The sequence below is a fragment of the Chondromyces crocatus genome, assembly GCF_001189295.1.
In the GTDB taxonomy this organism is placed as follows: Bacteria; Myxococcota_A; Polyangia; order Polyangiales; family Polyangiaceae; genus Chondromyces; species Chondromyces crocatus.
This window is the reverse complement of the sequence record NZ_CP012159.1, coordinates 6,836,437-6,860,332: the sequence shown is the minus strand read 5'-3', so window position 1 is coordinate 6,860,332 and position 23,896 is coordinate 6,836,437. Positions and strand designations below refer to the sequence as shown.

Below are 23,896 nucleotides of genomic sequence, written 5' to 3'. Positions count from 1 at the left end.
CAGCTGCCGCCCGCCTCATCCGCTTCCGTCACGGTTGCGCGACCCTCGGTGCAAGGTACGCTTGCGGCCCTGGGTGAGCAGCGTAAGAACACCCGCCCGGCGGTTGGAGCGACCCACCGCGCGGTAACCAACCAGCGTCACGACAGGACCAGGGAACAAAGTGATCATGCTCCGCGATTTGCCGGTGACAATTTTGCGGACGCATGACTAATCTGCAGCATGCCCACCCCCGAGCTTACCCTGGTGTCGGTTCGATGAACCGATGTGGGTGGAGCCGAGCCCGCGGGGTCGAGGCAGGGTCGCGAACCCTGGTGCTTCTGAAAGGGAATCGGCGATGAGACAGAGCGCAGCTCAGAACCCGGAGCGGCCGGCGCGTGGGAGCCAAGGTGCATGCCGGCCGACGACGTCGAGGGGCGCCAACGGGGGTCTGCTGATCCTCAACATCGACGATGGCACCAAAGCCGGGGTCTTCAGCTCCTCTGCCACGGAAGAGCGCGCTCAGAGCGTCCGCCGCACCACACCGCGGCGCCCTCTGCCGCGCTGAGCACCCCAGCCGCTGCCCTCCCTTTCGGCGCACCCCCCGTGCGCACGCTGCCTGTGTTTCCTCCAGGAGCGATCTTTCGTGTCGGTTGAGCGGGTCCAGCCATGATCCGGCTTCTCTGGCATTGACAAGCCGCCACTAATTTCACTCGCCCCGCTCTTTCGTGGCACCACCGCACCTGTGGAACCCCTTCGGAACACACGGGGCGCGCTGGCGCGGGCGCTGTTCGTCGTCGCTTGCGGCGGAGCGGCGCTCGGCTGCAATGCCCTCGAAAAAGCGTCAGAAGACATCGCGCGGGAGGAGCCGGCGGCGCTCAACCGCGGCGCAGACAACCGACCCGGTGAAGGGCCGACACAGGCGCCCGCGAAGCCGATGCCGGATCCCAAGGCCCGGCCCGACACCCACGATGACCCTGCCGCTCCGGTGATCGACGATCTCGCTGCGAGCGAGGGAGAGGCTGCCGAAGCCAGCGAGTCGGGCAAGCGACGCGCCGTCGCCCGGACGCCTCAGCGCCGCCGGCGCTCGGCCTCCGCAGAGCGCGCTGCGGCCGAGAACGCCGCTGAACCGGGTGATGGCAGCGCCGAGCATGCCGACGTCGCTGCAGTGCCGTACAAGCTGGCTCGCCTCCAGGTGGCCCGCACGGTGGCAGGGCGCGAGCCGGTGGGCGTCGCGCGCTCGTTCACGCTGAGCGACGCCGAGAAGCTCCACGTGTTCGTCGAGCTCACGAACGACGCGCGCGCGGCCGGCGAGATCTTCGTGACCTTCACACCGCCGAGTGGCAGCGGCTCGCCGAAGATCAAGCTCGACGTCGGAGCCGAGCGACGGTGGCGCACCTGGGCGTCCACGCGCCGCGTGCGCACGCCGGGGACCTGGGGTGTGGTGATCACCGACGCGACGGGCGCGGTGCTGGGGCGGACATCGTTCACGGTGACGAGGTGAGGTGAGATGGCGTCGATGAGGACGAACGAGCACGTGGTGAGGTCGGGCCTCGCCTCGCGGCGGCTCCGGCTCTCGCTGGCGGCGCTGGCCGGGATCCTGGCGGCTGGCTGCTCCAGCACGCTGGAACCCGGCATCCACGGGGCACTGGCTGCCCCTGGGAAGGGAGCTGCGGCTGCGAGAGGCGTGGCCATGGGGCCGAACCTGAGCGCGCTGCGAGGCCGCTCCGAGCAGGCACCCCTGCTGCCGCCCGTCGCCGGCCCGGAGGCGCCTTTCGCGCCTGCGCTCTTGCCGAGCCCCTCGCTTTCACCGGTGGTGCCGCTCGCGGGTTCGCAGGCCGAGGAGGGAAGCTCAGCGCACCTGTCTTTACTCCCCGGGGTCTCGTTGCCGGCGCCGGTGAAGGAGAAGGTGGTGAGGATCGCCGAGAGCTACCATCGCCGCACCGGCAAGGAACTGGTGATCACGAGCGGGGTGCGTGACGCGCTGTCGCAAGCCGACGCGATGTACGATCTGTTCAAGCTGGGCGCGGACGTGGCCGGTCTGTACCGGAACAAGGGCGCGCTTCGCGAGATCCAGCGGGCGTACGAGGAAGGTCGTGCGGCATCGAGGTCGGAAGGCTCGGTGGTCGCAGCGATGGGCGAAGTGATCCGGCGGCAGGTGGAGAGCGGGGTGTACATCTCGGCGCATCTCCGGGCCGGCGCCGTCGACGTGCGGAACCGGGACATGAGCGCGAACGAGAAGCGGGCGCTGCTGGATTCGGTGCTCGAGGTGGACGGGGTGTCGGCGCTGGAAGAGACGAAGCCGCCGCACTACCACCTGCAGGTGGACTGACGGGGAGGGGGCGCGCGGACGGGCGGCTGGATGCGCTGCGCGCGCTGAAGATCGGGGGATGGGAGCGGGTGGGCTGCGTCGAAGCACGCGGCAATGGGCCGGGGATCAGGGGGATGGGCGCTGCTCGACGGGGGCGTTGAGGGGACCACCCTACCTCAGCGCACGCATCAACGTGCCGTTGCCGCGGTTGACCCAGTAGACGCCAGTCCCATCCGCGAAGATCCCACGGGGCTGGCTCTGGCCAGCGACGATGGACTGCGGCTGGCCACCCCCCTTGCAGACTTGCCAGACGGCGCCGTTGATGGATTCCGTGAAGTACACGGTGTCCTCGTGGAGTGCGAGCCCTCGAACCGTAGCCGCCACGTTGGCTGGTGCGATCCGGGTGGGCGTGCTCGCCTGCGGCCCCTTGCTTTTCCGGTAAATCCCTTCGCTGCTCGACCAGAAGACGGCGGTGTCGTCGAGCGCGACCCAGCTCTCCTTGAGAATGCTGGCATTCACCGGCGCGTCCGCGAACTCGGTCAACGTGTTCACGTCATGCGCGCGGATCATGATCTTCCCGGTGAACACGTCGCTCCAGTAGATGTGCGTGTCGTCCAGCGCCATGCTGAAGGGCTCATCGAGATCGGAGGGATCGTCGTGGAGGAACTCGATGACTCCCGTCCCGTCCTTGTTGCTGCGCCGCACCTGATGGGATGACGGCCGCGTCCAGTGCAGCTTCGACCCCAGGAGCGCGAGCTGTTCCGCGCGACCACAGTTCACCCAGACGGGGAGCGGCCCGCCCCCGCCCGTCTTGAGCACCCGCATCACACGGTCCCGCGCCGGAGGCGGGTTCCCGCTGCACGGCGGTTCTTGCTCGCTGTCGGCCCAGTAGACGTACAGATCGTCGAGCACGATGGTGGCCGCGGGGCGCTTCGGCGTCGTCACGGCCAGCGTGCTGGCCAGGCCGGTTGCACGGTCCAGCTTGCGGATCGCCGGCTCGTCACTCCCTTCGCCCTCGTCGACCCAGTACAGCGCCGTCGCATCGCCCGTGATCGCGATGGGCCGCCGCGTGTCCGTGTCCGGGATCGCCTCCACGACGCTGAACGTCACGGGCACGCACGGCGCACCGCCCGAGCCTCCCATGCCGCCTTCCCCCGCCGTCCCTCCAGCGCCCCCGTCGTCCGTGTGGCCCCCCGTGCCGCCTCCCGTGCCGCCTTCTCCGGCGGCCCCGCCACCACCTGCGCCCACGCCGGTCGTCGCATGCACCACCGGCGGCTCCTCCAGCCCCGCGAGCAAGGCGCACCCCCACGCGCTCATCACGGGCGTGGCGAGCACCAGCGCGAGCTCCAGCCGCCACTTCACCACCGGCCCCCCAGCGTCATGTGAGCTCCCCCGGCGCCGATCTCGGGCGTCACCCACAGCCCCCCGCTCTTGTTGGCCGACGCGGAGCGGCTGGACACCACCAGCAACGCCACCCCCGCGCCCACCCCCAGCACGCCCGCCCCGAAGCCCACGGTCGAGATCAGCCCCGTCGTGCGCCCTCGCGCGTAGGCCTGCTGCCGCGTCTCGCCGCAGACCACATCGCCTGCCATGCATCCCTTGCCGGCCTCGGCGGCGTGACTGAACGTCATCAAGCCGAAGACCGAGCCCACGCTCACCCCGACCAGACCGACGCCCCCGGCGACGAAGCCCAGCGTCCGCATCAAGCCCACGTCAGTGCCTCCCGGTCTCCCCCCGTTCCCCGGGTCCGGGACGCCGAGCTTCCCATCTCCCTCAGCGCCCACGCCTCCAGCGCGCCCTTGGCCTCCGCGCGCCTCGGTGGGGGGTCGTGGCGTGGCGCGTTGCGCACCCGAGGGGCGCGAGGCCACCGGTTCGTCCTCGAGCGCGGGGATGGTCACCGCGCGTGTGCTCGGTCCTGGCTCGATGAGCACCCGCTCGGACCAGGTCTTCTTGCCGGTCGCCCTCGCCTCGAGCTGGTGCTCTCCGGGATCGACCGGGATGCCCGTCCCGATCGTGGCCGCCGCGCTCAGCGCCGCCCCGTCCAGGTGGATCTTCAGCCCGCTCGTAGGAGCGATCAGCGTGAGCACCAGGTGGGACAGCTCTGCCTCCAGCTCCGTCGCGCGCTGTCGTGCGAAGGCCGCCCTGTCGGGCTTGCCGGCGTCCTCGGACATCGACGCCGCTTCCTTGAACTCCACCCAGGCGCTCGCCGTCTTCCCCTCCTTGTGGTGGCACACGGCGAGGTTGAGCAGCGTCCCTCCGGACGGGTCGAGCCGGTGGCTCTCCTCGAACTTCGGACACGCCGCCTTCGGATCGCCAGCATCCATCAGCTTGCGACCATCGAGGAACAGCGCCTCGGCGAGCGCCTTGTCGGCTGGCGAAGGGGCCCGGGACGTCACCCCTGGAGACGGACCTGCCGGTGCAGGGGGCGAGGGCGCTGGCGCCTGCGCAAACCCCACAGACGCCCGCAGCGAAAGCGCGACCAGCGCCACGGCGGCGTGGCGCCATCGCGGGAGGGTCACTTGCGCTCCATCAAGAACTCCGCCTCGTTCTTCGGCGCGGTGACCGGCCGCTTCGTCGACGTGGAACCTGCCCCGGGGGGCTTCACCGCCGTCGTCCCCGGCGCCGTCAATTGCGGCGCGCTCGGCGTGCTCGACGTGCTCGGACCGAGCGCAGGCGCCGCCGTCGTCGTGCCTGGCGCCGCCGATCCCACGCCCACCACGACCCCCTCTCCCGGGCCTTTTTCTCCAGCGAGCGGCTCCTTCGTGGGCGAGCCCTGGACGCTGTCGTCTGTCGCCCCGCCCGCGGCGCTCCCGCGCTGCGTCGTCGGCTCGGCGCCGTCCGCCACCTCGCGCTCGGGCTCGGGGACCGTGGGCACGCCAGCGCGAGGCGGCGCGTCGTCCGTGGCACTCTCCATCCCTGGCGCGCTGTCTCCTCGAACCCCGCCAGCATGGGCGGGCCTCGCCTCGGCCTCCTCACCCTGGCCCGACGCCGCCTTGTCCGTGGCCACCTCATTCCCGAACGCCGCCTCGGTCCCGCGCGGCTGCCGCCCCCCCAGCCACACCCCGACTGCCAGCGCAGCCGCCAGCGCACCCGCTGCCCCCAGCACGACCAGCACCCGCTTCCGCGAGCGATCGCTCAGCACGGCCCCCGACCACGCCGCGCTCGGCAACGCCTCCGAGTCATCCGTCTTCGTCTCGGCCATGCGCAGCAGCGTCAGCCCTGCTGGACTCGCCGCAGCCAGCACGCTCTCCACCCGCTCCACCGACAGCTTCGCGTGCTCCGGCCCGAAGGATGCCAGCGCGCGCGCCACCTGCGCCACGCTCGTGAACCGCGCGCTCAGATCCCGGTTGAGACACCGCTCGATCACCCGCTCCAGCCCCGCGGGGACCTCGCTCCGCTTCGCCCGCACCTTGGGCACCGGCTCGTGGAGGATGCTCGCCATCACCGCCGCCACCGTCTCTCCGAGGAACGGCTGCTCCCCGGTCAGCAGCGCGTACAGCACCACGCCAATCGACCAGATGTCGCTCCGACCATCGACCGTGCGCGGCCGCGTCATCTGCTCTGGCGACATGTACCCAGGCGATCCCATCACCTGTCGCGTGTGGGTCAGCGGCTGCCCGTCCGTCGGCGCGTCGAGCCCCTGGCCGCGCGAGATGCCGAAATCGAGCACCTTGATGCTCCGCGACCCATCGCTTCGCGTCGACAGGAACAGGTTCGACGGCTTGAGATCCCGGTGGATGACCCCCGCCGCGTGCGCCTCGGCCACCGCCTCCAGCGTCTGCAGCACGTACGTGACTGCATCGCGCACCGGCAGCGGACCTTCTCGCTCCAGCACCTGCTGCAAGTCCTGCCCGTTCAGGTACTCCATGACCATGAACGGGATGCCCTCGCCGGTCGTTCCCACGTCGAAGACCCGGCAGATGTGCTCCCCGGACAGCCTCGCTGCCGTGCGCGCTTCGCGCAGGAACCGCGCCACCGCCTCGGCGTTCGAGAGCGACTCCTGACGCAGGAGCTTGATGGCCACCGGCTGCCCGAGATCCTCGTGACGGGCGGCCATGACCACGCCCATCCCGCCCACGGCGACCATGCGCTCGATGCGGTACTTCCCGGCAACGAGATCTCCGGGTTGGGCCAGCGGGGTGAGCGGAAGGGGCACGGTGATGCCCGGAGACTACCTGAACAGGTGAGGTTTTCCAGAGCACGCCGACCTGCTGGACCCCGAGAGCACGGAGCTGCGTTAAGATCGGGATCGTGAAAACGCGCACCTGGCTTTTGCTTCCTCTACCCCTCCTGGTTGCTTGCGTGCTGTCGGTGGAAGGCGAAGGACCGTCAGCGAGCGGCGGAACGAGTACGAGCGCTTCAGGGGGCGGTGGATCCGGTGCTGGCAGCGGCGCAGGAGAGCCTGGAACGGGCGGCGAGGATGCGCCTGGTGGTGCGGGTGGCGCAGGTGGCGTGGGAGGCGAGGGTGGGACGGGGGGCGCCGGTGGTGGGCCGGTGGTGCCGTGGTGGGACAACGCCTACGCACGGCGGGTGCGCATCGAGATCAACCACACGGGCAACGAGGTGCTGGAGGAGTTCCCGCTGATGGTGCGCATCAGCGCGCAGGCGATCAGCTCGCTCGGGCAGGTGCGTGAGGACGGGCGCGATCTGCGCTTCGTCGTGGAGGGCCAGCAAGCTGCCCTTCCGTACGAGATCGAGCAGTGGGACGACGACCTCGACAGCGACGAGTCGGCGGTGCTCTGGGTTCGGGTGCCCCGCATCGAGCCGGGGCAAAGCCGCATCTGGCTGTATTACGGCAACGACAGCGCCGCCAACGTGCAGGCTCCTCCCGAGGTCTGGGCGGGGTTCCTGGGCGTCTACCACTTCAAAGAGGACAATGAATTGCGTGACAGCCGGGGCGTCTACAATGCGCTCGAGAACGGCGGGCCGACCACCACGAATGGTCCCATGGCGCGCGCGATGTCGTTCAACGGCACCAACCAGCACCTCATCCTGGAGAACATCAACGGGATCAGCGCTTTTCAAGGTGCAACCCGGACCATCGAGGCCTGGTTTCAAACCAACGCGACCGGCGTGATCACCCTCATCAATCAAGAGAATGCGTGTCGTGGCTGGGCGCTGGAGTTGAGAGACGCTCCTGCTGGCGTCACCGGTACCTTCACCGCGGCGGCGAATGGCTGTGGCCCTGGGCAGAAAACACCCTACGAACTCCATTCCACCGGCGTCAGCCCCGGCATGGTGCGCGACAACCAGTGGCATTACGCCACCCTGGTGATCGACCGGAATGCCGGGTTCATGCGTCTGTACGTCGATGGTGTGCTCAGAAATGAGCGGACTGGAATCAATCAGGGCCTGAATGCCGAAGCCCAGACCGGCTGGATCGGTGCAGCGTTCGGCCCCGTGGATCGCTTCAACGGTCAGCTCGACGAGATCCGTATCGCGAACGCAGCGCGCAGCGCCGGCTGGATCCTGGCGCAGTACCGCTCCATGCGCGCCCAGATGGCCACCCTCAGCGGCCCCGTGGAGCAGCGCCCAGCGCCCTGATCCCCATCTCCCGGCGCGGGAACAGCCCGTGCCGCCCTTGGCGCCGCAGATCATCGAGCGCCGCCTGCATCACCCCCACCACCCGCTGGAACACCTCCTCGACGATCCCTGGCGCGTCCGCCGCCTCCGGCGGTAGATCCAGCTCGATCTGCCGCAGGATCCGCGTGTGCACCTTCACCGGCGGCGGCAGGTGCGGCAGCGGCACCCCCAGGATGAGCCCCCACGGGAGCGCGAACCCGATGGGCGCCACGTTCGAGCGCAGCAGCTCTGGCAAGCGCAGCCGCTCCGCGATGTCCCGCCCATCCGTCGCGATGTACAGCGACTGGTGCGCCCCCACGCTCACCACCGGCACGATCGGCACCTGCGCGCGGATGGCGGCCCGCACGAACCCCCGCCGCCCCCCGAACCGGATCGTGTACTGCGCCCGCGTCGGCTTGCACGCGTCCATGTCGCCCCCCGGGAACACCAGCACCGCCGCCCCCCGGTCCAGCGCTCGCCGCGCGTTGTCGGGGCTCGCCGCGATGGCCCCGCCCGCGTTCAGCCACGCCCCCGCGTACGGGAAGTGGAACGGCACATCGTGCATCAACCCGTACGCCGGCCGCGTCGTCCCGTAGCGCCGCCAGTACGCCACCATGTGGCAGAACATGTCGGGCGTCCCCGTCATCGCGTTGTGGTTCGCCACCGCGAGGAACGGACCTTCCGGAATGTCCTCCTCCAGCTCGGTCTCGCACCGGAAGTAATCGTCGTAGAGCAGCCCCAGCAGCGGCAGCACACGCGAAACGAACGCCGGATCCCGCGCGTCGAGATCGTCGGGCCGAGCCGGCTCGTGCCGCTTCTCCAAGAGCGCGGCGAGCGCATCGCGGACCGCGCCGAGGCTCGGGCGGGGCTCTCTCGGGATCGTCAGCACCGACGCCTGCCGTACCTTGCGGCCGGGCCGGAGGGAAGCCGCTTGCCGACCTCTTCGCGCGCCTCCGCCCGCGCCTACGCTCCCTCGTGGCGACGCGCCGTGGCCATCCCGCGCCGCTCGTCCACCTTCAGGCTGAGCAGCCACGCCGCGAAGAAGAACCCCCCACACACCAGGATGGCGCGCTCCAGACCCAGCGCGCTCTGGAGCAGACCCAGTGAAAGCAGCCCCACGATCGACGCCAGCTTCCCGCAGACCCCCCAGAGCCCGAACAGCTCCCCCGACCTGGACGCCGGCGCGAACACCGCCACCACCGTCCGACCTGCCGACTGCGTCGCCCCCAGGCACAGCCCCGCCAGCGTCCCCACGAGCAGGTACACATCCTCCGCCGCCCACGCCCCGCCCACCGCCTTGCCGATGATCGCGGCCAGCGTCTTCGTCTGGTGGATCCCCACCACCGCGAGGCCCCAGATCAGCAACGTCAGCCGGTAGGTCTTCAGGTTCCCCCACCGGTCCTGGAGCGCGCCGAACAGCACCGCGCCACCGGCCGCCGACAGGTTGGTGAGCACGAACATGAGCAGCTGCGAGCGCGGCTGCCAGCGCACCACCTGATCGCCGTAGATGAAAGCGAAGCTGATCACGATCGACAGCCCCGCCGTCGCGAAGAACAGCCCCCCGAAGAACCAGACCAGATCCTCGAACGCGTGCAGCTCCCGGATCGTCGTCCGGAGCCGCGCGAAGCCCAGCCGCGCCAGGCTCTCTCCCGCCGGTAGCGCCTGCGGTGTCCCCCGCTCCTTCAGGAACGCGAACGTCGGCAGCGCCGCGAGCAGAAAGAAGACCGCCGTCATCGGACCGACCCAGCGGAGCTGCGCCAGATTGTCCGGCTCCTGCGGACCGACCGTGAACACCACCAGCGCCGTGCTCACCAGCCCGCCCAGGTACCCGAGCCCCCAGGCGTAGCCCGAGATGCGCCCGAGCGCCTCCTTGGGCCCGAGATCCGGCAAGAACGCCGCCGCGAACGACTCGCCCACCGCGAAGCCGTAGTTGCTGACGATGAGCAGGATCATCGCCAGCCCGACCCGCCCCGGCGTCGCCCAGTAGAGCGCCGCCGTCGCCGCCACCGTCACCAGACAGCTCGCGAGCAGGAACCGCTTCTTCGCCGCCCGGAAGTCCATGAGCGCGCCCAGCCACGGCGCCGTGAGCACGACCAGGCCGTAGCTGACGCTGAGCGCGACGCTCCAGAACAGGTTGCCCTGCCGGTACGTCGGCGCGTCCCCGACGATGATCTTCGGGAAGATCACGCTGAAGACGACCGTGATGATCACGGTCGTGTAGCTGGAGTTGGCGAAGTCGAACATCGCCCACCCGAAGATCTCGCGGGTGCTCGCGCGCGTCCGTACGGCTGGCTCGGGCAAGGAAGACGTCATGGTGCAGTCCACGTTCCGACGCCGACGGAGCCCCACCTCCCGCATTTCCTGCGCGCGGACGGCGGGGCACCGTCGTGGCTGTCAGACCCCTAGCAGCCCCCGGGGCGCGCCGGGACCCGTTCGCGCAGGCGCGGGTCGGGCCGCCTCGTCTCGCTCGGATCCAGGCCGAGTGCGCGCCTCCACGGCGCCTTCCGCCCTCCATCGAGCGAGGTGCGCCCCTGCTTCGTGCCGCTGTGAACCCGGAAACGCGGCGTCCCCCGAAAGCGGCAGGACATCGTGCTCTCGACGCGCACACGCGTTATAAGCCAGCCATGGATGCGGGGAAGGATGATCGGGTGGACGCGAGCGAACGGCTCAGGATTGCAGGAGAAGCAGCAGTTCTCATCGAGGAGATGGGCATCGGGCTGACCGCGGTGGCCCGCCTCCGGGATGGCGTCGTCGTCCTGGAATGCTGGGGCGCCGCGAAGCGGAAGCCCACCGCCGTGCGGCACGTGGTCGGCGACAACGCCGTCTCGGCGCGCGCCCTCGCCGAGATCTGCGCCGCCGGCCTGCGCGACGTGGCGACCGGCAAGAACCTGAGCTGACGCGGTCGCCTCGTGGCCGTCTGACGAGCCACGTCGACCGATGGCGGCGGTGGCCTGGGAGGCCCCGCCGTGACGCCTCCGCCGCGACGCCGTCGATCGTTGCTGCCCTTCGTCTCCGCCTTCCGTTGATCCGTCGGAGGGTTCCCCAGAGGATCGCGCGGTGAGCATTCCAACCTACCCAGTCCGTGAGGTCTCCGAGGCCTGGCGCGCTCGCGTGCGCCACGGGGAGCGCTGGGATGATGACGAGCGACGGTGGGACGACGACGAGGAGAGGTTCAACGACGGCGGCGAGCCGATGGGCACCAAGCAGAAGTTCTGGTGCGCATCGGACGACGGCAAGCGCTACCTCTTCAAATACGCAAGAGAGGGTACAGGGGAGGACTGGTCAGAGAAGCTCGCGGCGGAGATCGGTACCGCGCTCGGCTTGCCTTGTGCCGAGGTCGATCTGGCGAGCTACCAGGGTCACCGAGGCACGCTCACGCGGAGCTTCATTGCACCAGAGCGGGGAGAGGTCCTCGTACATGGCAACGAGCTGCTCCAGGACCACCACCCCAACTATCCTGCCCACACCTATCGTCGCGCGTCGCAACACACGGTCGATTCGGTACTGCGTGCCCTCGGTCAGTCCCTCATTCATCCTCCCGTCGACGTCGCGCTGCGAGCAGACATCACGGCGGCAGCCGGCTGGTTCGTTGGTTACCTGCTGCTCGATGCGTTGATCGGCAATACCGATCGGCATCACGAAAACTGGGGAATCATCCAGCGGACTGGCGTCGAGGTACGGTATGCCACCCTGGCACCGAGCTATGATCACGCATCGAGCTTGGGACGCGAGCTTCGGGATGAAGATCGTGCCGCTCGGCTCTCCGGAAAGGACATTCGGCGAACGGTTCGCAAGTACGCCGAGAAGACCCGCTCTGCACTCTACGCATCCGAGACGGATCCCCGACCGCTGAGCCCGATCGAGGCATTTCGAACGGCCTCCAGGAAGGTTCCGCTCACCGGCGACATGTGGCGAGACCTGCTCTGGCGCGTCGACGATGATACGCTGAGTCGCATCGTGGAGACGCTCCCTGAGGGACACGCCAGCACGCTTGCTCGTCGATTCGCCAGGGCGCTCCTGGATGAGAACCGACGCGCCCTCCTGAAAGTGGTGGGGAGCAGCTCATGACCTCCACGCGCACCCTGTTCGTTACGTGGTTTTCACCCGAACAGCGATCGAGCGTGATGGTGGGCCGCCTCGTCCATCATCGCGACGACGGAGAGGAATTCTACGAGTTCCGCTACATCCGGAGCTGTCTCGAAGCGGTGAAGCAAGGCTTCCAGCCGTTCCTCGCATTTCCTGAACTGCACCGGAGTTACCGTAGCCGGCAGCTCTTCCCCTTCTTCTCCAATCGCGTCATTCCGACGAGTCGTCCCGAGTTCATTCCCTTCGTTCGCACGCTGGGGCTGAATCCCACGGCTGCAGACGCGATGGACATCCTGGGTCGGAGTGGTGGAAGGCGCGAAACGGACCGGGTCGAGCTGATCGCTGCTCCAGTGCGGGACGAGAGCGGGAGCTACACCACGCACTTCCTGCTGCGTGGTGTGGGTCATTTCCCTGAAGCAGAAGAGCGCATCGAGAAACTGGCCACAGAGGAGCCGCTTTTCTGCAGGGTGGTCGCTCTGAGTGACGCGAACCCCAAGGCCGTCATGCTCTGGACGACGGACGCTCAGGCCATCGGATTCATGCCCGGCTACCTCACCCACGAGGTTGCCGCGCTCCTCCACACGGGGCGGGCCGTTCACGTGTCCGTCGAGCAGGTGAACCCGCCTCCGATCTCGCTTCACTACCGAGTCCTCTGTCGTCTGACAGCACAGTGGCCAGCGGGCGTTGCCCCATTTCACGAAGCCCAGTTCGAGCCTCTGGATGCCGGCCATGCTGCAGCGACGGGAACGCCGGAGAGCTGCGTCTGAGGGAGTACCGCGGAAGGGTTGCCCTCGTACGGAGGGCAACCTTCAGACTCAGAGGTTCAGCCGACATCCCATCCGCGCGCTCGTGTCGACGCGTGGTGACCGGAGCTGGCTCGCGCGTGCCTCGACGTGCACGGCGACGGCGACCGAGCCAGCCAGCGCGCGTTGCGCCAGGCGGCCTGCCAGGGTGCCGAGGCTCTGCCCGAGGTGGGCTGCGACGGCGGAGCCCGTGAGCAGCGAGCAAGGCACGGCGCCGCTCAGATCGAGGATGGCCAGCGCGTCGGCAGGCTCTTGCCGGATGGTCCCCTTGCCACGGAGCTGCAGGGCGCCCGCAGCGATCTCCAGATCGCGCAGCTCGGTGACCTGACTGCCCTCGGGCAACAGAGCGCGCGCCTTGATGGTCGTCGTCTTGCCGAAGACGATGCCATCGAGCTCTCGGGGATGGGGTGGGACGTAGCCGTCGAGCGAGAGATCCACGTCGGCCTGGTACGCGCCGCCAGGTTGCGCCGGGAGACGCACGGCGATCGTTCCGGCTGCGGTGACCCCTCGGAGGCCGAGCGGGAGCCCGAGGGGTGTGGCCAGCGCGTCGAGCGCGGTCTTCGGCAGGGTCACCAGCAGATCCGGCGCAGGCGCGCGCTTCAGCGCGATCTGCACGGGCGGCGCGGCCACGCCACCGGTCAGCACGGCGGTGATCGTGGCGCTCAGGCCTTCGGCGTCGAGCCGCGCCGAAACATCCGCGTCAGCGATCGCGCGGCCAGCGACCTCCAGCTTTCCGACGCGCAACGTCGCCTCGGCAGCTCCCCCCTTCAGCGCGACGGCCAAGCTCGCGGCGGTGAGCGCCCCTTGCTCGGGCGCGCGCTCGTGCTCCCGGAAGGCGAGACGCACCTCCCGTGCGGACAGGGGAAGCTCGCCTGCGGTGCCGTGGTAAGCCGCGGACCACGACTGGAGCGCTGGCACGGACGTGACGCCCGTGAGCCGCAATGCTGCGCCTTCCACCTCGACCCGCCTGGGTGACAGCCCGCTGAGGAGGATCTTGGCTTGCCGGAGCGTCCCCTCGGAGCCCGGCACGCCCACCAGCGAGAACCTGGCGTCACGCAGCCGCACCTCCCCGAGGGACAGATCGATCGTGCCCGGATCGAGCACCACCCCTCGGGTGCGCGCTTGCCGCACGATCTCGCCCCGGATGAAGCCAGGCAAGAGCACCGCCGCGACGCCCGCGAGGATCCCGATCATCGCCAGCAAGACCACGGCGGCCATCCGCCATCGCCACCGGGGTGGGCGGGGTGAGGGCGACCCGGGAGCGGGCGCGCCCGGCGGCTGCGGACCTTCGTCGTCCGGGAGGGTAGGGGAGACGGGCTGTGGCGGAGGCCCATGCCCTCCTGGGACCGTGTGTCCGGCGGCATGAGGCGCATGCCCGGCGGCAAGGATCGTGGGGCCGAGGGCCGTGGGTCCTGCAGCGTGCGCGGCGTGTCCGACGGCGAGGGCCGTGGGGCCTGCCGCAGGCGCGGCGTGTCCGGCAGCAGGGACGGTGGGCGAAGGCGGCGTCGCGGTCACCGGGCGTCCTGTACCCCTGCCTGCCCTGGCGTGCGAGCCTGGCGATGGTCGAACCCGGAGAAGACGCCATCCAGGTGGCATCGCCTGGTCTCCGGGATCGGGCGTGCCCTCGCCAGGGCGACCCACGCTTGCGTTGCGGCGTCGCACCGCGTTACCCCTCGAAGGGCGCCGCCGATGCCGGAGCCCTGGGGATCCAGGCCCGCACGGCCAGCGTCGGACGGATCGCATCGATGCCGCCCGCCCAGGGGATCCACGCCGCGCCACCTCGATGAAGATCGTCATCCTCGCCAGCGGCAGCAGCGGCAACGCGACGCTCTTCATCTCCGGCGGCACCCAGGTGCTCGTCGACGCGGGCGTGGGACCCGTCGTCGCGCGCAGGCTCCTCGCGACCGTCGGCATCGAGACCTGGCCACCCGACGCGGTCGTCATCACCCACGCGCACAGCGATCACGTGGGCAGCGCGCCCGGCTTCGCGGGACGCCTCCGTGTCCCCGTCTGGGCCACCGAAGCGACCGCACGCGCCGCGCGTCTCGGCGATCCAGCGCGCGCCCGGCGCTACGCGTCCAGGGAGCCGTTCACCATCGGCGCGCTCACCTTCCATCCCTGTCCCGTGCCCCACGACGCCGCCCAGGTCGCGCTCGTCGTCTCCGACGGCACCCGTCGCGCAGCGATCGCCACCGATCTCGGCGAGGTGACCGGCGCGCTCGCCGACCACCTCGCTGGCTGCGACGTGCTCCTGATCGAGTCGAACCACGACGAGGAGATGCTGGCGCGTGGGCCTTATCCCCCGTACCTCCAGCGCCGCATCCGTGGCACGGGTGGACACCTGTCGAACCTCCAGACCCACGCACTTCTCCGGGATCTCTCGCGTCGGCGCGCGCTCGCGCCCGTGGTCGCGCTGATGCACCTCTCCGAGACGAACAACCGCCCGGATCTGGCCCTCGAGGTGGCGCGTGACGTCGTGGGACCGCGCTCACGGCTCCTCGCCGCCCCGCCGCGCGGCCCCGTGGTCATCGACGCCACCGAGCTACCTCGCATGGCCCCTCCACCTCGCCTCCGCCCTCCCGCGGGGCCAGCCCCGGAGCAGCTCCTCCTGTTCCCCCGGAGCTGAGCCGAAGCGCCCACGCCGGCGCCAGTGCATCCGGCGCTCGTCGACCGCTGCGTTCAGCCGACCTCTCTCTCCGAGCGGTCGCGCTCCTTCAGATCCCTTCGAGCTGGACCTTCTGCCCCGCCTTGATGCCGTGCTTCCGCGTCCAGCCGGCGTTCAGCTCGAGGACATAGGTCGACGGGCAGCCCACCTGGAACGTCCGGTCGGTCATGGTCGTGGTGTTCTCCTCGATCCCGACGATCGTCCCGTTCGCGTCGATGAACAGCATGTCGAGCTGGATGCAGGTGTTGCGCATCCAGAAGGTGTGGTTCTCACTCCCCTGGAAGACGAAGATCATCCCCTGGTTCTCGGGCATGCTCTTTCGGTACATGAGCCCGCGCATGCGCTGAGGATCGGTCTCGGCGATCTCGACCGACACGTCCGGCGCCGTCACCTCGGTGAAGATCACCTTGCCGTTCCGGAGATCGAAGTTCCCGCGAGGATCGACCGGGCAGCGAGGATCCGGCCCTTCCTTGAGCGGTCTCGACGGCGCCTCCGGGGTCGGCTTGATGCATGGCCCCTGGGAGGGGCCCTTCGTGGTCGTGGTGGAACCGGAGACCCAGCTCCCCTGCACGGGCGTCTCGTCGATCCGACGGTTGCACCCCCCTGCCGCGAGCAAGAGAAAGCCCGAGCCGAGCACGAAGAGGGCTCCCAGCGAAGACAGACGGTAACGGATCGACAGGGCCGCGCGGGGCAGGCGCATGGCTCCTCCTATCATGGCGGGGGCGTGGCATCGGCGAACTTCGCGCGCGGCGCGCGCTCCTCGGACGCCCGAGCCCGAGCGCGTGGCATCTCGGGTCCAGGTCACGGGCTCGGGAGGAGGCCTCGCTGTCGAGCAGGTCTCGCTCGGGTCCTCGGATGCCGTGTCGCGGGGACCTCGGGCGGGATGGCGAACCAGAAGAAGGTGCTGGGGTCGAAGAGAGGGGGCCTCCAGGTTCACGGGAGAGCGCCGCTCGGTGAGCGAGGTGGGGTTTTGCGCGCAGGTGCGCGCCGCCTGTGAGCGGACAGCAGCTTGCTGCGAACGCGAAGGAAGTTCTCGTGGACACGAAGCTGCTTCGTGTCGCGCGAAGATCGTTCCCGTGGACACGAAGGAGGTCCTCGTGGACGCGAAGCAACTTCGTGTCACACGAAGATCGTTCACGTCGACGGGAAGGAAGTCCTCGTGGACGCGAAACAACTTCGCGTCGCACGAAGTTCATTCGCGTGGACACGAAGGAAGTCCTCGTGGACGCGAAGCAACTTCGCGTCGCACGAAGTTCATTCGCGTGGACACGAAGGAAGTCCTCGTGGACGCGAAGCAACTTCGCGTCGCACGAAGGTCATTCGCGTGGACACGAAGGAAGTTCCCGTGGACGCGAAGCGGCTTCGTGTCGCACGAAGATCGTTCACGTGGACACGAAGGAAGTCCTCGTGGACGCGAAACAACTTCGCGCCGCACGAAGGTCGTTCGCGTCGACACGAAGGACCTTCGTGTGCTCAGGAAGGATCCTTTCCGTGGACACGAAGGCACCTTCGCGTGGACACGAAGGATCCTCTTCGTAGTCAGGAAGGTACCTTCGCGTGGACACGAACGATCTTCGTGTGGTCAGGGAGGGTCCTTTCCGTGGACACGAAGGTACCTTCGCGTGGACACGAAGGATCTTCGCGTGGTCACGAAGGATCCTCTTCGTGGTCAGGAAGGTACCTTCGCGTGGACACGAAGGATCTTCGCGTCCACGTGAAGGTTCTTCCCGTAGACAGGCACGATGTACGCTCTTGCTGTAATCGATTTTGCGTCGACGCCCTGATCCCACGTCCGAGGGGAGGCATCGCCAGTGACGTGAGCGAGATTCAGTCCCGTTGGATTTTCGGTTCCATGCGCTGCGAAGAGCGATGCCGCCAGGGAGTGGTCGAACTCCACGCTGAATCCGCGCCGGATGCGAGATCGCCCCGAGGCCTGACACCCGGGGCGATGGCTCGCGTTCACTGTCCGCTCGTCGCGCCCACCCGTCCCGTGATGTTCGCGCTCGCGCGGACACTCACCTGCAACCGCAGCGACGCCGACGCGGCTGCATCCGTCGCTGCGCCTGCACAGGCCAGCGCCTGCGCTCCTGCTTGCCCCACCACATTGGGGATCTGAGCGCCCACCTTCACCACCACCTGAGCGTCTTGCAGCAGGCGACGCCCCAGCGCGAGCTCCGCGTGCAACAACGCCGGCAAGTTCGCTTGCAGCGTGTGGCCGAGGCGCAGCGCCATGTCCGTGTTCGCCGTGCCCCACACGTTCACGCCCACCGGCGTGCAGCTCGCGCGCACGTCCGCATGCGCCTTGCAGCTCGCCTGGCACTCCGCGTCCACGCTCGGTGGACGCACGCTTCCTTCGCAGCGCGGGGCTTGCCAGTTGCCCTCGCAGCGCGCGTGGCACGTCGCGTCGCAGCCGCCGTCGCACTCGCCGGCGCACTGGCCCACGCAGCGGCCCTGGGCGTCGTAGGCCGAGCACTGTCCGCGGCACTGGCCCATGCAGCGACCCTCGCAGCGTCCGGTGCAGCGACCCTGGCAGTAGCCGGACAGGCGCCCAGGCTCGCACTGGGCCACGATCTGGCCGGGATCTACCTGCACATCGCAGGTGCCGCTGCAGCGCGCCTCGGCCTGGACGTCGGCCTGGCAGCTCGGTGGGGTCACCGTGATCTGGAGCTGCATGCCTTGCCCGAGGATCTGATCGATGGTGGCGGTCACGGGCTCGCAGGCGCCGGTGGCGTCGCCTCCGGTCCCTTGCCGCGCGCGCATCTGCATCGGGGGGATGCCGAGATCGGCGCCCATGCGACGGCAGGTGGCGGCCACCTCGGCCTCGACGGCCGCCGACACGGCGGCCATGTCCTTCGCGGCCTGCACGAAGGTCACGATCTTCGCGTTGGCGCGCACGTCTGCCGAGAGGCGGGCGCCGAGCACGTCGCCAGGGCGCCCGATTTCCGGGCACATCGTCGCGCCGAGTTCGCCCAGGCCGAGCTGCGTGCAGCCGCTCGCTGCCGCCGCCGCCGCCACGAGGGAGAGCGCGGCGGCGCGGTAGATCCACGTCGATGTCGACTGCATGGTGTTCAGCGGGTGGGCAGGCAGGGATTGGTGGCGCCAGGGGTCGGGCTGGTCGTCACCCGGAACGCTTCGGCGAGCTGCTCGCTCGTCTCGTCATGACCCAGGATCCCGTTGCCGCCCTTGTCGGTCTCGCCGGGCTCGATGACGCATCGCTCGAGGCTCTGGCCAGGAGCGGGCAGGGCGGCGTGGCTCTGGAGGTTGGGATCCACCTCGGCCAGGTAGCCGGGCACGTTGGTCTTGTTGACGACCTCCGAGGCGCCCAGGTCTTCGCCCCAGGCGACGTAATCGACGTCCTTGACCAGCTCGCCGACCACGCCGCTCCACTGGAAGAGCACCAGCATCTCACCGTCGTTGGTCAAGAGGCCGGCCTTGGTCCCCAGCGCGCCATGCTGGGGCTCTCTCATCATCGGGGTGGTACCGCCGCCGCAAGGAACGGGGATGTTGGTGAAGGCGAAGTCGGCGCACCGTTTGTGCTGCGCCTCGAAGCCGGCGTGTCCGGCGAGCGTCAGCGTCGCGCCTGGAGCGATCTTCGTGCCGGCGGGGAACTGCACGAGGAAGTCCAGGCCTGGGCTGCCCGCGAGGACGAAGGGCTGCCCGGAGGTGATGCGGTGGTAGTCCCCGTTGTCGGAGAGGTAGTAGTCGGACAGGTCGACCTCGGCGTTCGTCGGGTTCCAGATCTCGACGAATTCGGCAGGGTCGTTGCTGATCATCAGCTCGGTGATCAGCAAGTGATCGGCCAGCCCGGGTTCGCCGGCGCCAGCGCCGCCAGCGCCGCCAGCACCGCCGGCGCCGCCGGTGTTGCTGGTCGGACCCGAGGAGGAGGAGTCACCATCGGAGCCGCAGCCCGTGAGCGGAGCGGTGGCGACCGAAAGGAAGAGGGCGAGGGCCACGGAGGGCCAGCGAGCCATCGGGATCATCGATTTCCAAATAAACAAGGATCGATGGCTGGCGGGCAAGCAGATCGCGGAGATGGGACAAGGATCCAGCGCCGCTGTTCCGGAGGCTTCGACGGTTTCGCGGAAGGGGGGTGGCATCGTATCGTCCCAGCGCATGAAGTGCACCCGTCTCGTGGCTCTCTGTCTGGGGACCGCTCTGGGGATCGCTGCCGCGACCTTCGCTCGCCCTGCCAGCGCCCAGACCCGGATCGTCGACCGGGTGGTGGCGGTGGTCGAGCAGGTGCCGATCTTCGGCTCCACGCTGCGCGAGCGCGCGGCGCCGCTCGTGCGCAAGCTGGAGGCCTCGGTGGAGGATCCGGTGCAGCGTGAGACCGCGAGGAGCAGGCTGTTCGACGAGTTGCTCCGCCAGATGGTCGACGAGGCGGTGATCGAGCAGGGCGCGCGGGCCGAGCAGGTCTCCGTCACCGAGGGCGAGATCGACGACGTGCTGAAGCAGATCGCCGCTCAGAACAGGTTCACGGTGGAGCAGCTCCTCGCGCACGCCGAGGTCGAGGGGTTCACGAAGGACGTGTACCGCGCCGAGCTGAGGCGGCAGGTCCTCGAGGGCAAGCTGCTCCGAGCGTTCATGGCGCGACGCGGGATCTCGGTCGACCGCCTGGGACCCGTCGAGCAGCAGCAGCGAATCGCCCAGGAGCGGCACGCGATGCTGGTGGAGCTGCGGGCCAAGACGTTCATCGAGGTGCGCCTGTGAGCGAGGAGCGGGTCATGCACGGCACCGTGGAGGGGGGACATCAGGAGGCGCTGGTGAGCGACGAGCGCGCCGTCCGCCGCCCAGGGGCGATGGCCCGTGTGGCGCGGGTTTGTGGATCCTCGTCGTGCGTCGCACTCGTCTTGAGCGCGCTGCTGGCTGCCTGTGGTGGCGCCGAAACGCCGCCGAAGACACCCGCTGCGACCGCGACGCGACCCACGACCGTCGAGGTGCCTCGCGATCGTCGCACCCGTGCGTGCTCCCCGGCCCCGGAGCCCACCTCGGCCGGCGCTGGCGCTGCGGCGACTCCGGCGGCGAAGGGGTCCGGCGTGTCCGCACCGGCGACCAGAGCCGAGCCCAAGACCGCTCCCCAGAGCGCTCCCGAGGCCGCTGCGCCGCGTGCCGATGCGCGTCTCGGTTCCCTCGGGGGGGCGGCTTCTGGAGAGGAGGAGTCCAGGACGCCGTCACCGAGCGGGGTGCCGGCCGAGCCGCCCACCGGCAAGATCGTGGCGCGCGTCGAGCTGGTGGGGAGTCAGGCCGTCGTCCCTGGCGCGCTGAACGATCGGATGGTGGTGAAGCCGGGGACGAGGCTCGATCCGGCGGCGGTGCGGAGCGATCTGGAGCGGCTCTGGGCGCTGGGGTTGTTCGATGATCTCGTGGCGTCGACGGAGATGCTTCCGGATGGGCGTGTCGCCGTGCAGTACCGCCTCCGGGATCGGCTGATGCTCGGCGAGCGCTACGTCGCTGGCGCGCAGATCCTGTCCCCGGAGCAGATCCTGTCGATCGCGAAGCTCGACACGCCGGAGATGCGCTTCGACCTGACGCGGCTCAACGAGGCGGAGACGCTGGTGACGGCGCGGTATCACGAGGAGGGCTACCGGGCGGTGAAGGTCGAGGCGAGGCGCGCGCCCACGGGGAACGTGATCGACGTGTGCCTGCGGATCGTCGAGGGGCCTCGGGTCACCATCGATCGTTGGACGTTCACGGGCAACACCGCCGTACCGGAGACGGAGCTGCGCGGGCTGATGTCGACGCAGGGCGGGCGCCACAACGTGGCGGGCGGGATCTTCCGCGCGGATGCCGCGGAGGTCGATCTGCTCCGGATCATGTCCTACTACCTCGACAAGGGGATGCTGGACGTGAAGGTCGGCCCGATCGAGCTGGTCGTGGCCCAGGATGGGACCACCCTGGCCGTGCAGGTGCCGATCGAGGAGGGGGTGGTCTACCGGCTCGGGCGGGTCGGCATCACCGGCAGCCGGCGCGCGCCGCTCCTCGCGCAGAAGCTCTTGCTCCGGCAAGGGAACGTGTTCGATCGGAGCCAGTTCGCGCAGGAGATGGCCCGGCTCAAGGAGATGGTGGAGCGCGAGGAGCGCCGCCAGGTGGACATCTCGCCGGAGACCCGGATGGACCGGAAGTCCCAGACGGTGGACGTCGTCTTGCAGATCACCGATCGAAGGCCCTAGAGCACCTCTCGACACCTCCCGGCGCCGGTTCTGTCCGGTGCTCTTCGTCCAGCGCCCTCCGGGACGGCCAGCCCGGTTGCTGCTTGGGCGTGGCCAGGCGGCGCGGAATCGATACCATGCGGGGCATGCGATCGCGCTTCCTCCTTCTGGCGGCCTTCTGCGCTCCGGCGCCGATCTTCGGGGTCGCGGTCGGTTGCGGTGACACCATCGTCGTCGACAATCCAGGCGACGGAGGGGGCGGTGGGGTCGGCGCTGGCAGGGCGGACGGGGGCCAGGGCGCGGGCTCGGTCGACGGGGGCGGAGACGCGCTGCAGGAGTACGTGGATCCGGGGTGTCCCGATCAGCCGCCTCCGATCGTGGATCTCCAGTGTGATCCGTACGACCAGCACAACGGCGACTGCGCAGTCGGTGAGGGGTGCTTCATCTTCGTCCGGTATCCGCAGGAGGCGTGCGGGCAGGAGATCTACGGGTCGCGCTGCGGACCCGCGGGGGTCGCCGGGCAGGGCGACCCGTGTCTGGGCAGCTTCGAGTGCCAGGGAGGCTTCGTGTGCGTGGTGACCGGCTCGGGCAACCAGTGCGTGCGGCTCTGTCCTCTCGTCGGTGACGACGGGTGCCCTGCCGGGCTGGTGTGCGAGCCGATCGATGTCGAAGGGTTCGGCGGATGCCTGTGACCTGGCGTGCGGCGCGCTGGCTTCTCGTTCCGGTGGTGATGGCGGGAGGCCCCTGGCTCGGTGTGGGGTGCGGGGGGCGCTCGTCCATCCCCATCCCGCCACCGGCGCCCGACTGCTACGTCGACGCGGACTGCGAGGGCGCCGAGGATCGCTGCAACCCGGTGTTCTGCGATCTGCTCCCGCCCGATCAGCTCCCGGATGGTGGGCTGGTGTCGCGGGGAGGGACGTGCGTGCAGCTCACGCCCGTGGACTGCGACGATGGAGACCCTTGCACGGCAGACACATGCCTCCCGGAGACGGGGCAGTGCACGTACGGTCCCGCGACGTTCGACAACGACGGCGACGGTTTTCTCGGTCCACGCCCCGGCACGAAGCCCGGCGACCCCGACGCGTGCGGTGACGACTGCGACGACACCAACCCGGCGGCGTATCCGGGAGGGGAAGAGGTCTGCGATGGGGTCGACAACGACTGCGATGGCACCGTCGACAACGGAGCGAGCTTCATCCCGCTGGGCGACGGAGACGCGGTGCGCATCTCGGGGAACGTGGCGCCCGCGAGCACCGGGGGGCTGGCCTGGAGCGGCACCTCGTATGCAGCGGTCTACTCGGGCAACCAGCAAGGCTTCTCCGTCTTCAGGACGATGCTGGACCCGGCCGGAAACGTGCTGCCGCCTGGCGAGGGCTCGCTGACGCCAGGCAATGGCGATGCGTCGGGTGGGCCGATCGTGTGGGTCGGCGATCGCTACGGCATGGTGTGGCAGGACCGGCGCACGGGGGCGTACCAGATCTACTTCACGCTGCTCGACGCGAGCGGCAACAAGGTGGAAGGCGGCGATCGGCAGCTCACGAACGCTCCAGGCTTCTCGGTGAACGTGGCGCTCACCTGGAACGGGGCGGAGTTCGTCGCGGTCTGGCAGGACGAGCGCAACGGCCTCTTCAACTTGTACGCGCAGCGGCTGGACATCGGGGCCAACCTGCTGGGCGACAACACGCCGCTGACCGAGGTGTTCTCGGGGATCGACAACGAAGGGCCCTCGGTGGCAGCGGGTGGGCCCGGGATGGCCGTGGCCTGGACGGCGAACAATGGCTTCCAGCGGTTCATCCGGGTGCAGCTCTTCCATCCGGATCTCACGCCCGCGTCCGATCCCGTCGATCTGACCGATGGGTTCACGGACTCGGTCTTCCCGACGGTGGTGTGGAACCGCGATCGCTTCGTCGTGGCCTGGTACGACAAGACGCGATCGCCCACGGCCATCTACGGGGCGGTGCTCTCCGAGGAGGGCCAGGTGCTCGTCCCGACGCGGCCGATCACGAGTCCCGGATCGTTCCGGTCGCGGTACCCGTTCCTGCGGCCGCTCGGGGACCGGGTGCTGGTCGTGTACGCCGACGATCGCGATCAGAACGACGGCTACGAGATCTACTCGACGATGGTCGGCGCCGATCTCATGTCGATCTCGCCCGAGCAGCGGATCACGTTCGCACCGAGGAACAGCATCCAGCCCGTGGCCACGTTCGGTCCAGCGGGGGAGCTGGGGATCCTGTTCCGCGACGACCGGCAAGGGGAGAACCACATGTTCTTCTCGCGGCTGGGGTGCGTGGCAGAGACGCCCTGAGCCGAGCGAGCCGTCGTCGGTGCGATCTCGCACCAGCGC

20 protein-coding genes are annotated in these 23,896 nt (G+C 69.4%); 11 read left to right on the top strand and 9 right to left on the bottom strand.

Annotated features, from left to right (window positions below; genetic code table 11):
• Nucleotides 1-721: 721 nt before the first annotated feature.
• Nucleotides 722-1,480, top strand: coding sequence for a DUF2914 domain-containing protein (locus tag CMC5_RS25010; protein ID WP_050432784.1), 759 nt, complete (start codon nt 722-724; stop codon nt 1,478-1,480).
• Nucleotides 1,481-1,495: 15 nt separating this feature from the next.
• Nucleotides 1,496-2,308: a hypothetical protein gene (locus tag CMC5_RS25005; protein ID WP_218920057.1), complete on the top strand. Its 813-nt coding sequence runs from the start codon at nt 1,496-1,498 to the stop codon at nt 2,306-2,308.
• A gap of 150 nt (nt 2,309-2,458) precedes the next feature.
• On the opposite strand, the gene CMC5_RS46625 is transcribed toward CMC5_RS25005, so the two are convergent.
• Genes CMC5_RS46625 through CMC5_RS43015 form a run of 3 tightly spaced genes read right to left on the bottom strand, consistent with a single transcriptional unit; the run spans nt 2,459 to nt 6,443 of the window.
• Nucleotides 2,459-3,652, bottom strand: coding sequence for an NHL repeat-containing protein (locus CMC5_RS46625; RefSeq protein WP_050432782.1), 1,194 nt, complete (start codon nt 3,650-3,652; stop codon nt 2,459-2,461).
• Nucleotides 3,646-4,806, bottom strand: a complete 1,161-nt coding sequence (locus tag CMC5_RS24995) for a hypothetical protein (RefSeq protein ID WP_050432781.1) — start codon at nt 4,804-4,806, stop codon at nt 3,646-3,648. The genes CMC5_RS46625 and CMC5_RS24995 overlap by 7 nt, the downstream gene beginning before the upstream one ends.
• Nucleotides 4,803-6,443, bottom strand: coding sequence for a serine/threonine-protein kinase (locus CMC5_RS43015; protein ID WP_050432780.1), 1,641 nt, complete (start codon nt 6,441-6,443; stop codon nt 4,803-4,805). Before CMC5_RS43015 ends, CMC5_RS24995 begins: the two co-directional genes overlap by 4 nt.
• 95 nt (nt 6,444-6,538) lie before the next feature.
• Between CMC5_RS43015 and CMC5_RS24985 the strand changes: the two genes are divergently transcribed.
• Nucleotides 6,539-7,831, top strand: coding sequence for a DUF2341 domain-containing protein (locus CMC5_RS24985; protein ID WP_156338856.1), 1,293 nt, complete (start codon nt 6,539-6,541; stop codon nt 7,829-7,831).
• On the opposite strand, the gene CMC5_RS24980 is transcribed toward CMC5_RS24985, so the two are convergent.
• Together CMC5_RS24980 and CMC5_RS24975 are read right to left on the bottom strand one after the other, a co-directional pair.
• Complete coding sequence (locus CMC5_RS24980) at nt 7,797-8,738, bottom strand: 1-acyl-sn-glycerol-3-phosphate acyltransferase (RefSeq protein WP_050432778.1); 942 nt, start codon at nt 8,736-8,738, stop codon at nt 7,797-7,799. The two genes, CMC5_RS24985 and CMC5_RS24980, sit on opposite strands and share 35 nt — an antisense overlap.
• Before the next feature lie 74 nt (nt 8,739-8,812).
• The gene (locus CMC5_RS24975; RefSeq protein WP_050436109.1) at nt 8,813-10,162 is read right to left on the bottom strand and encodes an MFS transporter; all 1,350 of its coding nucleotides are present in this window, start codon (nt 10,160-10,162) and stop codon (nt 8,813-8,815) included.
• A 311-nt stretch (nt 10,163-10,473) separates the two neighbouring features.
• On the opposite strand from CMC5_RS24975, the gene CMC5_RS24970 reads away from it, so the two are divergent.
• The 3 genes from CMC5_RS24970 to CMC5_RS24960 all read left to right on the top strand — a co-directional run bounded on the left by CMC5_RS24970 (nt 10,474) and on the right by CMC5_RS24960 (nt 12,702).
• The gene (locus CMC5_RS24970; protein ID WP_050432777.1) at nt 10,474-10,746 is read left to right on the top strand and encodes a hypothetical protein; all 273 of its coding nucleotides are present in this window, start codon (nt 10,474-10,476) and stop codon (nt 10,744-10,746) included.
• A 160-nt stretch (nt 10,747-10,906) separates the two neighbouring features.
• Nucleotides 10,907-11,917, top strand: a complete 1,011-nt coding sequence (locus CMC5_RS24965) for a HipA family kinase (protein ID WP_050432776.1) — start codon at nt 10,907-10,909, stop codon at nt 11,915-11,917.
• On the top strand, nt 11,914-12,702 hold the full coding sequence (locus tag CMC5_RS24960) for a hypothetical protein (protein ID WP_156338855.1): 789 nt from the start codon (nt 11,914-11,916) through the stop codon (nt 12,700-12,702). The genes CMC5_RS24965 and CMC5_RS24960 overlap by 4 nt, the downstream gene beginning before the upstream one ends.
• A 48-nt stretch (nt 12,703-12,750) precedes the next feature.
• On the opposite strand, the gene CMC5_RS24955 is transcribed toward CMC5_RS24960, so the two are convergent.
• Complete coding sequence (locus CMC5_RS24955; protein WP_050432774.1) at nt 12,751-13,956, bottom strand: hypothetical protein; 1,206 nt, start codon at nt 13,954-13,956, stop codon at nt 12,751-12,753.
• A 565-nt stretch (nt 13,957-14,521) separates the two neighbouring features.
• Between CMC5_RS24955 and CMC5_RS24945 the strand changes: the two genes are divergently transcribed.
• Nucleotides 14,522-15,364: an MBL fold metallo-hydrolase gene (locus tag CMC5_RS24945; protein WP_050432772.1), complete on the top strand. Its 843-nt coding sequence runs from the start codon at nt 14,522-14,524 to the stop codon at nt 15,362-15,364.
• An 88-nt stretch (nt 15,365-15,452) separates the two neighbouring features.
• Here the strand turns inward: CMC5_RS24945 and CMC5_RS24940 are convergent, their stop codons facing one another.
• The 3 genes from CMC5_RS24940 to CMC5_RS24930 all read right to left on the bottom strand — a co-directional run bounded on the left by CMC5_RS24940 (nt 15,453) and on the right by CMC5_RS24930 (nt 19,374).
• Nucleotides 15,453-16,103 (bottom strand): DUF192 domain-containing protein, encoded by a 651-nt coding sequence (locus CMC5_RS24940; RefSeq protein WP_050432771.1) that lies wholly within the window; start codon nt 16,101-16,103, stop codon nt 15,453-15,455.
• A 1,259-nt stretch (nt 16,104-17,362) separates the two neighbouring features.
• Entirely contained in the window at nt 17,363-18,466 is a 1,104-nt protein-coding gene (locus CMC5_RS24935) for a hypothetical protein (protein WP_050432770.1), read from the bottom strand.
• A 5-nt stretch (nt 18,467-18,471) separates the two neighbouring features.
• Nucleotides 18,472-19,374, bottom strand: coding sequence for a lamin tail domain-containing protein (locus CMC5_RS24930; RefSeq protein ID WP_050432769.1), 903 nt, complete (start codon nt 19,372-19,374; stop codon nt 18,472-18,474).
• Nucleotides 19,375-19,516: 142 nt separating this feature from the next.
• Here CMC5_RS24930 and CMC5_RS24925 point away from each other — a divergent pair, with 142 nt between their 5' ends.
• The 4 genes from CMC5_RS24925 (at nt 19,517) to CMC5_RS24910 (ending at nt 23,857) form a co-directional block, all read left to right on the top strand.
• Nucleotides 19,517-20,113, top strand: coding sequence for a SurA N-terminal domain-containing protein (locus CMC5_RS24925; protein WP_218920055.1), 597 nt, complete (start codon nt 19,517-19,519; stop codon nt 20,111-20,113).
• Nucleotides 20,114-20,127: 14 nt separating this feature from the next.
• Nucleotides 20,128-21,573, top strand: a complete 1,446-nt coding sequence (locus CMC5_RS24920; RefSeq protein ID WP_156338854.1) for a POTRA domain-containing protein — start codon at nt 20,128-20,130, stop codon at nt 21,571-21,573.
• A 125-nt stretch (nt 21,574-21,698) separates the two neighbouring features.
• Nucleotides 21,699-22,244: a hypothetical protein gene (locus CMC5_RS24915; RefSeq protein WP_156338853.1), complete on the top strand. Its 546-nt coding sequence runs from the start codon at nt 21,699-21,701 to the stop codon at nt 22,242-22,244.
• Entirely contained in the window at nt 22,235-23,857 is a 1,623-nt protein-coding gene (locus tag CMC5_RS24910) for a putative metal-binding motif-containing protein (RefSeq protein WP_050432765.1), read from the top strand. The genes CMC5_RS24915 and CMC5_RS24910 overlap by 10 nt, the downstream gene beginning before the upstream one ends.
• The last annotated feature ends 39 nt before the right edge of the window (nt 23,858-23,896 follow it).

What these genes read in the sequence shown, in the direction of transcription:
- CMC5_RS24955 (WP_050432774.1), bottom strand. Translation starts at nt 13,956, where the DNA reads ATGGCCGCCGTGGTCTTGCTGGCGATGATCGGGATCCTCGCGGGCGTC.
- CMC5_RS24910 (WP_050432765.1), top strand. Translation starts at nt 22,235, where the DNA reads ATGCCTGTGACCTGGCGTGCGGCGCGCTGGCTTCTCGTTCCGGTGGTG.
- CMC5_RS24920 (WP_156338854.1), top strand. Translation starts at nt 20,128, where the DNA reads ATGCACGGCACCGTGGAGGGGGGACATCAGGAGGCGCTGGTGAGCGAC.
- CMC5_RS24935 (WP_050432770.1), bottom strand. Translation starts at nt 18,466, where the DNA reads ATGCAGTCGACATCGACGTGGATCTACCGCGCCGCCGCGCTCTCCCTC.
- CMC5_RS24915 (WP_156338853.1), top strand. Translation starts at nt 21,699, where the DNA reads ATGCGATCGCGCTTCCTCCTTCTGGCGGCCTTCTGCGCTCCGGCGCCG.
- CMC5_RS24940 (WP_050432771.1), bottom strand. Translation starts at nt 16,103, where the DNA reads ATGCGCCTGCCCCGCGCGGCCCTGTCGATCCGTTACCGTCTGTCTTCG.
- CMC5_RS25005 (WP_218920057.1), top strand. Translation starts at nt 1,496, where the DNA reads ATGAGGACGAACGAGCACGTGGTGAGGTCGGGCCTCGCCTCGCGGCGG.
- CMC5_RS24945 (WP_050432772.1), top strand. Translation starts at nt 14,522, where the DNA reads ATGAAGATCGTCATCCTCGCCAGCGGCAGCAGCGGCAACGCGACGCTC.
- CMC5_RS24925 (WP_218920055.1), top strand. Translation starts at nt 19,517, where the DNA reads ATGAAGTGCACCCGTCTCGTGGCTCTCTGTCTGGGGACCGCTCTGGGG.
- CMC5_RS24970 (WP_050432777.1), top strand. Translation starts at nt 10,474, where the DNA reads ATGGATGCGGGGAAGGATGATCGGGTGGACGCGAGCGAACGGCTCAGG.
- CMC5_RS24975 (WP_050436109.1), bottom strand. Translation starts at nt 10,162, where the DNA reads ATGACGTCTTCCTTGCCCGAGCCAGCCGTACGGACGCGCGCGAGCACC.
- CMC5_RS24960 (WP_156338855.1), top strand. Translation starts at nt 11,914, where the DNA reads ATGACCTCCACGCGCACCCTGTTCGTTACGTGGTTTTCACCCGAACAG.
- CMC5_RS24930 (WP_050432769.1), bottom strand. Translation starts at nt 19,374, where the DNA reads ATGGCTCGCTGGCCCTCCGTGGCCCTCGCCCTCTTCCTTTCGGTCGCC.